Raw genomic sequence first — 10253 nt, forward strand, 5'->3', positions numbered from 1 at the left:
ACTATGGTCGGCGGATATTTCTTGGCCGACCTACGGGACCGTCTCCAGGTCTCACCCCCCTCGGTCTGGCCCGACGTTGCCGCCGAATACGTGGACGATCCGCTCTTCTCGGCCGACGAATACGCGGGCGGTCGGCCCTTCTTGGGCGCCGTATCCGAGGCCTATCGGCTTTAGGGCGTCTAATAACACCAGGCCGACGATACCGTGGGCCGCGGTATCGAGGGCTAGAATATCTCGGTCGACGATAGCGTGGCCTGCGAATTCGTGGACGAATGTATATGCTGGGCCCATCCCAATACGGATCCTCATAATATGGGTCGCGATACCGCCGATAACCACGCCGAACTCTTGATGGCCTGAGAAATCGTCTCGAAACCCATCCATTGAGACCGCGAAAACGAACTCTGCACCAAGAACGAATGCAACGTCTTACGCTTACGCGGCGTCCTGCTGGAATGACATCAAGAATCCTGTAGCGAACTCCCGGACCGGCTCGCATGTTCACATCTGCGACCGCACGTGCGTTCCACGCTGCATACGCCTGCTGCGGACCGAGCATGAAGGAGCCGATGACCGAAAGAATGATGACGAAGTGTTTCATGACATTCTCCTCGAATTAGTATCGAGGGTCAGTGAACACCGCATGACGGCTTCGTTAGTTGATGCAGATCAATCTCAAAACGGTAGAGGCCAAGCGCTTCGCTCAGGAGAAATCACCAAGCTCACAAAAGCTGACTAGGAAGCTATAAGCGTTCGCACCGCCGCAAGCGCGGCATCACACTTTTCGCCATCCGGTCCGCCGGCCTGTGCCATGTCTGGCCGACCGCCGCCGCCCTTGCCGCCAACGGCTTCAGACGCTGCCCGCACCATGTCGACCGCGCTGAACCGCTCGATCAGATCACCGCTCACACCCACAACCACTGCGGCTTTGCCATCTTCGGTTTTGGCGGCAATTGCCACGATGCCAGAGCCAAGACGACTTTTCTCCTCGTCAACCAGCCCTTTAAGCTCTTTCGGTGAAATGCCTTCGATCACCCGACCGGAAAACATTACGTCGCCAATCGTTTCTGGTCCGGCCTGATCCGCCGATCCGCCCCCCATAGCCAGGCGTTTCTTCGCTTCCGCCAGTTCGCGCTCCAGTTTTTTGCGCTCATCCAGCAAAGTGGCAACGCGGGATGGCACATCTGCAGGCGCGGATTTTAGCGCTGCGGCTGCTTCGCGCAGCAGTTCGTCCTGCCCTTGGAGATATTCACGCGCCGCCTTCCCCGTGAGCGCTTCAATGCGGCGAACACCCGACGACACTGCGCTTTCCGATACGATGGCAACCAAACCAATATCTCCCGTTTGGTTCACATGGGTACCGCCGCACAATTCCAATGACCACGGTTTGCCGGCCCTTTCGCCTTCCATGATCTTGCCCATAGAAACCACACGAACTTCATCGCCATACTTCTCGCCAAACTGCGCCTGTGCGCCCAATTCGATGGCATCGTCAACAGCCATCAAAGTGGTTGTAACGGCATCGTTCTGCATCACGTAGGCGTTTGCCAAATCATCCACTTGGGCCATTTCGGAGACTTCAACAGGCTTGGGATGAGCAAAATCAAAACGCAGTCGCTCCGGCGCAACAAGCGAACCTTTTTGAGAAACATGATTGCCCAGAACTTCACGCAACGCTTCATGCACCAAATGAGTGGCCGAATGATTTGCACGCAGTTGAGCGCGACGGGCGTGATCAACTTCCAAAGTAAGTGCATCCCCCACTTTGATCGAGCCGTCGTTGACGGTGACCTCATGAATAAACAAACCGTCCGCCTTCCTTCGGGTATCACTGACATTCAATGAGCAATCAGGCCCAGATACCAAACCAGTGTCGCCCATCTGGCCGCCGGATTCGCCATAGAATGGCGTTTGGTTGACGATCAACCAACCGGTTTCACCCTGCTTAAGCGCACCAACAGTTTCGCCATCACGAACCAGGGCCTGAACAACGCCTTCAGCCTTTTCGGTGCCATAACCCAAAAATTCTGTGGCCCCGTGTTCTTCACGCAGTTTAAACCAAATACTCTCCTCCGCAGCACCGCCGGCACCCTGCCAAGAGGCCCGCGCCTCTTGTTTTTGACGTTCCATTGCGACGTTGTAGGTATCTGTATCAACCTCAATGCCGCGGCGACGCAGTGCGTCTTGGGTCAGATCGAGCGGAAAGCCATATGTATCGTAGAGTTTGAATGCAGTTTCACCATCCAGCTTATCGCCTTCATTGAGTTCAGCGCTGGCTTCATCAAGCAATGAAAGACCGCGGTTGAGCGTTTTGCGGAACCGCGTTTCTTCCAGTTTTAGCGTCTCGCTCATCAATGCTTCGTTGCGGCCAAGTTCGGGATAGGCACTGCCCATTTGCCCGATCAAGGCTGGCACGAGCCGCCACATGAGCGGGTCTTGCGCTCCCAGCAGGCTGGCATGGCGCATTGCACGGCGCATGATGCGGCGCAAAACGTAGCCACGCCCTTCGTTTGAAGGCAAAACTCCATCAGCGATCAGAAAACAAACAGCGCGCAAATGATCCGCGATGACACGGTGGCTGGCACGTGTCTTTTCATCCGACCCTACTCCCGTCGCTTCTTCACTGGCGCGGATCAGTGCTTTGAAAAGATCAATTTCATAGTTGTCGTGCGTGCCTTGAAGCACGGCAGCGATACGCTCAATACCCATGCCGGTATCTATGGACGGCTTGGGCAGATCAACGCGCTCATCGGGCGTAACCTGTTCGTATTGCATGAAAACCAGATTCCATATCTCCACAAAACGGTCGCCATCCTCTTCAGGTGACCCCGGAGGACCGCCCCAGATATGATCGCCATGATCGAAGAAAATTTCTGAACACGGCCCGCAAGGACCGGTATCACCAGCCGACCAGAAATTATCCGACGTTGCGATGCGAATGATGCGCTCATCATTCAATCCAGCGATTTTTTTCCAAAGATCAAAAGCCTCGTCGTCCGTGTGATAGACGGTAACGAGCAGTTTGGCGGCGTCCAGACCGAATTCTTTCGTTAGAAGGTTCCACGCCAATTCGATGGCGTCCGCTTTGAAATAATCGCCGAACGAAAAATTGCCCAACATCTCGAAAAATGTGTGGTGACGGGCCGTGTAGCCAACATTATCAAGATCATTATGCTTGCCCCCTGCCCGCACGCACTTTTGCGATGTGGCGGCGCGCGTGTAGTCACGTGTTTCCAGCCCCGTAAAGACGTTCTTGAACTGCACCATACCAGCGGCGGTGAACATCAAAGTGGGATCATTGCGCGGAACCAAAGGTGAGGATTCAACCGCCGTGTGTCCGTTCTTCTCAAAATACGAGAGAAAGGAAGAGCGAATATCGTTTACGCCGGTCATTGGATGTATGTTCCCAAAGTTTTGATGCCGTTGAAATGTCCCAACGTTGAACAAGAGTGCAACACAGGATTGCGCAGCTTTGACCAGTTTCGCAGGATAATTTCAACTGTGCATTGCGCACACTTGAAACGAGCCGGGCCGATCAGTTCAACCCAAAGCCACAATGAGCACCCCCAACAAAAAGGCCGCCTCGGATCGAAGCGGCCTTTTGTGAGTATATAGCCCAGAAGCAGGCCGATCAGCTTGCAGCTTCTCCCAGATCCAAATCCGCCTCGGAACCTTCTTCATCCTTGCCTGTCGGCTCATCAAGAAGCTTCTCTCCTATAAGACCGGCGTTTTGACGAATTCTGCCTTCAATCTCTTGCGCAACTTCGGGATTTTCCTTGAGGAAGGTCTTGGCATTTTCACGCCCCTGCCCCAGCCGCTGACTATCGTACGAGAACCATGCACCGGACTTCTCAACGATCCCGGCTGTAACACCCAAATCAACCAGTTCGCCCATTCTTGAGACACCTTCGCCATACATAATGTCGAATTCGACCTGCTTGAACGGAGGCGCAAGCTTGTTTTTGACGACCTTGATACGTGTCTGGTTGCCAACAACCTCGTCACGATCCTTGATCGCGCCAATGCGGCGAATGTCGAGGCGCACGGACGAGTAAAACTTGAGCGCATTACCGCCGGTGGTTGTTTCGGGCGAACCGAACATGACACCGATTTTCATGCGGATCTGGTTAATGAAGATCACCATCGTGTTCGACCGTGAAATCGACGCTGTGAGCTTGCGCAACGCCTGGCTCATCAACCGAGCTTGAAGGCCCGGAAGTGACGCGCCCATCTCGCCTTCGATTTCAGCACGCGGGGTAAGAGCGGCAACCGAGTCGATCACCAGCACATCACAAGCGCCGGAACGGACAAGCGTGTCGGTGATTTCCAACGCTTGCTCGCCGGTATCAGGCTGGGAGATCAACAAGTTTTCAAGATCAACACCAAGTTTACGGGCATAGACCGGATCGAGCGCGTGCTCGGCATCCACAAAGGCACAAATACCGCCCTTCTTTTGAGCTTCAGCCACCACGTGCAGTGCCAGAGTCGTCTTACCAGACGATTCAGGGCCATACACTTCAACGATCCGCCCTTTTGGCAAACCGCCAACGCCCAACGCAATGTCGAGACCAAGACAGCCAGTTGGGATCGTCTCGATCTCCACCGCTTGCTCGTTCGCGCCAAGGCGCATAATGGAGCCTTTGCCGAACGCTCGTTCGATCTGGCCGAGCGCTGCTTCGAGCGCCTTTGATTTATCCACGTTTTTGTCCTCAACCACTTTTAGGTTCGGTGCGCCCATCTTGGTCATCCTTATTTCACGTGTTGTGCGTGCATTGCAATTTGGTGTTTTTGTACCGTTTTTGTTCTCATTTGTAAATACCAATTTAAGTTATTGTTATTAAGCAATAAAACTCTATTTGTTCTAATTTTGTTCACAGTCAAACATCAAACTGCCACTCTCGACCGAATGTGAAGGTCACAGTTTTTGCCGTCAGAACATGTCCCACCCGCACGATTCGACAACCTTGATCAAGCGGCCCGCTCGTGGCACCGCGGGCATATGACAACCACCCTTTCCCCATTTGTCTTCTTCGGCGCTTCTCATGTTGACCGATTGGGATGGGCAAGTGAGCCAATTCTGTCCGGTCGCTCCACGCCAGGGCGTTTCCAGGAACGTGTGGGAGGCGCAGCCCTTAATACAGCCAGCCTGCTGGCCGCTTGTGGGTGTCATATCACGCTCCACTCCATTTTGGGCGAAGACGCCGCCGCAGACATGGTTTGCGAGGAGGTCGCCCGGCGCAGAGTGACACTTTTGGCTCAATCCGGCGAGCAAACGGCGCAATACACCGCGATCTTAGATCATGACGGCGATTTGGTCGCCGCGCTAGCCGACATGGCAATTTATGACGGCTTCAGCGCGCCGGAAGCCAGCACTTCCGGATGGTCCGTGATCGACACCAATCTACCGGAACAGGCTCTTGAAACGATTGCAGCCAACGCTGAGCAGCTTTGTGCCTTGGGCGTTTCTGTTGCCAAGATCGGCAAGCTGCAAAAGCTGATTGCAAATATCGATTTGCTCTTCGCTAACGAAGGCGAAGCACTGGCCTTGGCGCAGGGTGCCATTACCGTCGAAGAAGCTCTTCAGCAATTATCCAAACAGGGGTTGAAGTCCGCGGTTATCAGCGCGGGCCAAAACCCAGTTTGGATGTTGGAAAACGGCAAAATCACGCGCCAGCCCGTTTCACAGTTCAGCGCCATCAAAGATGTCACCGGCGCGGGTGATGCGTTGGCCGCATTGACGTTGTTTGAACTGTCATCGGGCAAGTCGCTCTGTGATGCCGCTATAACTGGCATTAAAGCCTCGCAGTTGATCTTGTCCATCGACGGACCCTATCGCGCCGATATCGGCCAAGCGCTTGGTCTTGCTGCCCCTGTCGTTCTATAGGCCAAACCCAACCTGCAATTGCGGAACTTATTCATGCTCTCCATCCGATACAGCAAATCCGTTGAAGCCGCCCGCGAGGCAGGCACGCCGCTCGTTGCGCTGGAATCCACCATCATCACGCACGGCATGCCTTGGCCCCAAAATGTCGAGACAGCACGCATTGTCGAACAAGCCGTGCGCGATGAAGGGGCGGAACCGGCAACAATAGCCGTTCTTGAGGGCGTGCTGCACATCGGGCTGGAAGATGAAGAACTGGAACAGCTCGGCAAAGCGACAGATGTGATGAAACTGTCGCGCGCCGATTTCGCTTATGCGCTGGCGCAGGGTAAAACCGGTTCGACCACAGTGGCAGCGACCATGATTGCAGCGCACCTTGCTGGTATCGCCGTGTTCGCCACCGGCGGCATTGGTGGCGTGCACCGAGGCGCTGAAACGACGTTCGATATTTCTGCCGATCTGGAAGAGCTCGCCAAAACGCCTGTCACGGTCGTGTGTGCGGGCGCGAAGGCGATACTCGATCTTGAAAAAACACTGGAAGTGCTGGAAACCAGAGGTGTACCGGTCATCACTTATGGCGCAGACCGCATTCCCGCCTTCTGGTCGCGAGAGAGCAATCTCGCCTCGCCACTTCGACTGGATACGGCCGCAGAAATTGCCCAGCACAACGCCATGCGCCGCGCATCTGGCCTTTCTGGCGGAACCTTGATTGCCAACCCGGTTCCGAAAACAGATGAAATACCGGCGCAGACGATGAACGCCCACATCGAGCAGGCGCTGGCTGACGCCGCTTCTGACGGCGTGAGCGGGAAAGCAGTGACGCCCTTCCTATTGGGGCGCATCTTCGAATTGACCGAAGGCCGCAGCCTGCACACCAACATTGCACTGGTGGTCAACAATGGCCGTCTTGCCGCCCAAATTGCCTGCGCAGAGGCTGCTCGCGCAATGCCTGCTGTGTGACATTTCATACATGCACACCGCCAGCTTTTCGTGCATTGTTGCCTTGTGCGGCAGACTGGTTAAACCAAACGCGCAACGGGCGGTGTAAGAAAGATTCGACACTTGAATATCGGGCAACAGGGTTGGCGGACCATGCGCAACGCACCAAAGAGAGCGCTAATGCGGCTTGCAGCCATGTCGGCGGCTCTCGTCTTGCTGGTTGGCTGCACAACCACTGGCGTATTGAACCCACAACCAATCGCACCCAAGCCCACCCGCTATGCAGCGATAGTCATGGATGCCCGCACGGGCCGGGTGCTGCATTCTGAAAAAGCAGATGCCCGCCGCTTCCCCGCTTCGTTGACCAAGATGATGACCGTATACATGCTGTTTGAAGCGCTGGATCGTGGGCAACTCACCAAATCAACGCCGATCTATTTTTCCCGCAACGCGGCGCGCAAACCTGCATCAAAGCTCGGCTTGCGAGCGGGGCAATCGCTCACGACTGACCAGGCAATTCAGGCGCTGGTGGTCAAATCTGCCAACGATGTGGCCACGGCAGTGGCCGAACGGTTGGGCGGCTCAGAAGCGCAGTTTGCCCGCACGATGACACTAAAGGCCCGTTCACTAGGCATGAACTCAACGACTTTCAAAAACGCATCCGGCCTGCCTGATCGGGGTCAGATCAGCACGGCACGCGACATGGCAAAGCTTAGCATCGCGCTGAAAAGGCGCTTTCCCCACCACTACCATTATTTCGGCAAGACTTCGTTCAAGTTTGGCAACCGCACGATACGCGGACACAACCGCGTTCTCGGCCAATTGAAGGGCGCTAATGGCATCAAAACGGGCTACACCCGCGCTTCCGGGTTTAACCTTGCTACATCGGTCACCCGTGGGCGCCGCTCTTATGTGGGCGTGGTTATGGGCGAGAATTCTGGCGGCGTGCGCAACAAGCGCATGGTGCAATTGATGAACCGATACGCCAGATGATGCGGCTTACGACAGCCTTGGCGCTGGGTGGCTTGATGCTGGCAGCCATGCCTGCATCTGCCAATGAAGCCCTTGATCGAGAATTGGAAGCAGTCAAAGCCGAATGTGATGTGTATGCGGAAGGCGCGGACAAACCCAGACGATATGAATTTGAAGAAACCCTGCCCGGTAACGATCAGGCTTCGAAATTCACGCTTGTAGAGGTTCCCTGCTGGCGGGCTGCTTACAATTTCGGCAACGCCTATTTCCTGCTGGATTCATATGGCGACGTGGAGCGCATAACATTCGCCCAACCAGTGCTCGACACGCAAATGAGCGGCGACGGTGAAGACGCCAAACTGTTGTCGACCCGCATTGTGGGCTTTTCATCCACGAGGCAGCTCACCAACCCATCTTTCGACCCCGCCACGCGCACGCTCACCAGTTCACCCAAAGGGCGCGGCATTGGCGATGTTTCATCCTCCGGCACTTGGGTGCTGCGCGGTGCGCGTTTCGTGCTTTTGCGCTATGAAGACGATCCTACCTATAACGGCAAGGAAGACCCGGTGACCGTATTCGACGCAGAAAAAGGCATTTGGGGCTACAACCCGTGAAGCCTTCGCGCGAAATCTCCCGCCTGATTGAAATCATGGCCGCCCTACGCGAGCCGGATACCGGTTGCCCTTGGGACATTGAGCAGGACTTCAAATCGATCGCGCCCTATACCATTGAAGAGGTCTATGAAGTCATCGACGCCATCGAGCGCGACGACCGCGACGACCTACGCGAAGAGTTAGGCGATCTTCTGCTGCAAGTGATCTACCACTCTCAAATGGCGACCGAAGAAGGCGCGTTTGACTTTGGCGATGTGGTCGAGGGCATCACCACCAAGATGATCCGCCGCCACCCCCATGTTTTTGGCTCCGAAGAAGCACGCTCCGCCGGCATGGCCAAGGGCGCGTGGGAGCGCATCAAGGCTATCGAAAAGGCCGAACAAGCCGAACGCCGCGCGGCAATGGGCTTGCCACCCAAGGGTTCCGGCACATCGCGCCTCGACGACGTGCCCAACGTCATGCCCGGCCTGATGGTCGCGCTGAAACTCCAGCAAAAGGCCTCCAAAGTCGGCTTTGATTGGAACGATCCCCGCGCGGTGCTCGCCAAAATCCGCGAGGAAATCGACGAGGCGGAAGCAGAACTGGACGCAGGCGATGCGGAAAAGCTGACCGACGAAATCGGCGACATCCTCTTCGCCGTGGCCAACCTGGCCAGACACGCCAACATAGACCCCGATCAGGCACTAAGACGCTCGAACGCGAAATTCAGAAAGCGTTTCGCTCATATTGAGAATGCGCTAGGCGAACGGCTGGATGAGGCAGACCTGGACGAGATGGAGAAATATTGGGTCGAGGCTAAAGGGGAGTGAAGGATGGGCCGCTATGCGGACAAAGTCGACGATGCGCCCGCTAAAACCAATGGCTGCTTGTATGAACTGCGCATGCACTCATCTGCTACTGTAGGCCCATTTAGAGGCCCATATTTTCCGGAGCGGGAACACGTGTTATAACTATTTTGTTTCTTAGCACTTCAAACTCAGCGATCTGAGCCTCGGAATATCTACGCATCTCGCAGTAAACCTGTGTCACAGCTTTTGTTATCTGAGACATCAGACCGGGAACAAAGAATTCCACCTCTCGTTCATCTTTATGTCTGGGGCGCTTTTCTCCAAACCCAACATCTAATATCACGCGCCTGCGCACCTCATAATTTGGGCGTTCAGGAAAGATACCTAAAGTGATTTTGTTCGTGTTACCATTTACTGAGCCAAGGAACGTGAACTTATTTCCATGATGGGCGATGTTTTTAGCCCAAGTGTTCCCACGCTCCTCATACTCTCCCCACGGATACGCTCGACCTAAATGAACTGATGGGTTTCTGACAGTATTGATAAATGTTTCTCCAATGTGCTCGGGCCATCCAAACCATTTGCAGATGAGTTCTGCGATTTCCCTGTTTGTAACTTGGCTTCGCAGGAGTTGGATGCAAGCCAACCAATTTATCAAGGTACAGATATTGTTGATAATGTCATTAAAGACAAACATCCTGCGGTCGATCTCACGACTATTCTGATAAATCTCATCCATAGACCGAATATGGTCAATCCATAGCTTCGCCTCATGCAGCACTTCACGAGCGTAAACTCTCTCACCCCTATTTAGCTCAAGTTGCTCATTGAGTTCCTTGAGTTCCAATTCAGCTAGTTCACTAATATGCATATAAAATTCCGCCAATAGAGGCCAAATGTAAGTTACCAATGTTTTGGCGGCAATGCCAGGATGGGGCGAGAACTTGGTGGCACTGAATAGCCCCTAGATTTGTAGACACCTTCTTCCCTAATTTTGAGGCAAGGAGGCCATTATGGGCAAAGCCAATTTCAGTGACGATTTCAAGCGTGATGCGGTGC

The 10253-nt window shown here is 54.6% G+C and carries 10 protein-coding genes; 5 read left to right on the forward strand and 5 right to left on the reverse strand.

Annotated elements, in window-relative coordinates; all coding sequences use genetic code 11:
• Position 1: 1 nt before the first annotated feature.
• The 3 genes from ACFQ14_RS17005 to recA all read right to left on the reverse strand — a co-directional run bounded on the left by ACFQ14_RS17005 (position 2) and on the right by recA (position 4738).
• Positions 2–601 (reverse strand): SH3 domain-containing protein, encoded by a 600-nt coding sequence (locus ACFQ14_RS17005; protein WP_377213949.1) that lies wholly within the window; start codon positions 599–601, stop codon positions 2–4.
• 134 nt (positions 602–735) lie between these two features.
• The gene (gene alaS, locus ACFQ14_RS17010; protein ID WP_377213950.1) at positions 736–3393 is read right to left on the reverse strand and encodes an alanine--tRNA ligase; all 2658 of its coding nucleotides are present in this window, start codon (positions 3391–3393) and stop codon (positions 736–738) included.
• A gap of 238 nt (positions 3394–3631) precedes the next feature.
• Positions 3632–4738 (reverse strand): recombinase RecA, encoded by a 1107-nt coding sequence (gene recA, locus ACFQ14_RS17015; RefSeq protein WP_377213951.1) that lies wholly within the window; start codon positions 4736–4738, stop codon positions 3632–3634.
• Between the two features lie 261 nt (positions 4739–4999).
• On the opposite strand from recA, the gene ACFQ14_RS17020 reads away from it, so the two are divergent.
• The 5 genes from ACFQ14_RS17020 (at position 5000) to mazG (ending at position 9215) form a co-directional block, all read left to right on the forward strand.
• On the forward strand, positions 5000–5884 hold the full coding sequence (locus tag ACFQ14_RS17020; RefSeq protein ID WP_377213952.1) for a PfkB family carbohydrate kinase: 885 nt from the start codon (positions 5000–5002) through the stop codon (positions 5882–5884).
• A gap of 33 nt (positions 5885–5917) precedes the next feature.
• Positions 5918–6841, forward strand: coding sequence for a pseudouridine-5'-phosphate glycosidase (locus ACFQ14_RS17025; protein ID WP_377213953.1), 924 nt, complete (start codon positions 5918–5920; stop codon positions 6839–6841).
• Between the two features lie 159 nt (positions 6842–7000).
• Positions 7001–7813, forward strand: coding sequence for a D-alanyl-D-alanine carboxypeptidase family protein (locus ACFQ14_RS17030; RefSeq protein WP_377213954.1), 813 nt, complete (start codon positions 7001–7003; stop codon positions 7811–7813).
• Positions 7810–8406 carry a DUF1176 domain-containing protein gene (locus tag ACFQ14_RS17035; protein WP_377213955.1) on the forward strand — a complete coding sequence of 199 codons (597 nt, stop codon included), beginning with the start codon at positions 7810–7812 and terminating at the stop codon, positions 8404–8406. Before ACFQ14_RS17030 ends, ACFQ14_RS17035 begins: the two co-directional genes overlap by 4 nt.
• Entirely contained in the window at positions 8403–9215 is an 813-nt protein-coding gene (gene mazG, locus ACFQ14_RS17040; protein WP_377213956.1) for a nucleoside triphosphate pyrophosphohydrolase, read from the forward strand. The genes ACFQ14_RS17035 and mazG overlap by 4 nt, the downstream gene beginning before the upstream one ends.
• Before the next feature lie 100 nt (positions 9216–9315).
• Here the strand turns inward: mazG and ACFQ14_RS17045 are convergent, their stop codons facing one another.
• Positions 9316–10065, reverse strand: coding sequence for a hypothetical protein (locus ACFQ14_RS17045; protein ID WP_377213957.1), 750 nt, complete (start codon positions 10063–10065; stop codon positions 9316–9318).
• Positions 10055–10253: hypothetical protein (locus ACFQ14_RS17050; RefSeq protein WP_377213958.1), on the reverse strand; the 199-nt coding region annotated here is incomplete at its 5' end. The genes ACFQ14_RS17045 and ACFQ14_RS17050, both read right to left, overlap by 11 nt.

This window comes from Pseudahrensia aquimaris, from assembly GCF_042676045.1.
Lineage (GTDB): Bacteria > Pseudomonadota > Alphaproteobacteria > Rhizobiales > Rhizobiaceae > Pseudahrensia > Pseudahrensia aquimaris.

What these genes read in the sequence shown, in the direction of transcription:
- ACFQ14_RS17005 (WP_377213949.1), bottom strand. Translation starts at nt 601, where the DNA reads ATGAAACACTTCGTCATCATTCTTTCGGTCATCGGCTCCTTCATGCTC.
- alaS (WP_377213950.1), bottom strand. Translation starts at nt 3,393, where the DNA reads ATGACCGGCGTAAACGATATTCGCTCTTCCTTTCTCTCGTATTTTGAG.
- recA (WP_377213951.1), bottom strand. Translation starts at nt 4,738, where the DNA reads ATGGGCGCACCGAACCTAAAAGTGGTTGAGGACAAAAACGTGGATAAA.
- ACFQ14_RS17020 (WP_377213952.1), top strand. Translation starts at nt 5,000, where the DNA reads ATGACAACCACCCTTTCCCCATTTGTCTTCTTCGGCGCTTCTCATGTT.
- ACFQ14_RS17025 (WP_377213953.1), top strand. Translation starts at nt 5,918, where the DNA reads ATGCTCTCCATCCGATACAGCAAATCCGTTGAAGCCGCCCGCGAGGCA.
- ACFQ14_RS17030 (WP_377213954.1), top strand. Translation starts at nt 7,001, where the DNA reads ATGCGGCTTGCAGCCATGTCGGCGGCTCTCGTCTTGCTGGTTGGCTGC.
- ACFQ14_RS17035 (WP_377213955.1), top strand. Translation starts at nt 7,810, where the DNA reads ATGATGCGGCTTACGACAGCCTTGGCGCTGGGTGGCTTGATGCTGGCA.
- ACFQ14_RS17045 (WP_377213957.1), bottom strand. Translation starts at nt 10,065, where the DNA reads ATGCATATTAGTGAACTAGCTGAATTGGAACTCAAGGAACTCAATGAG.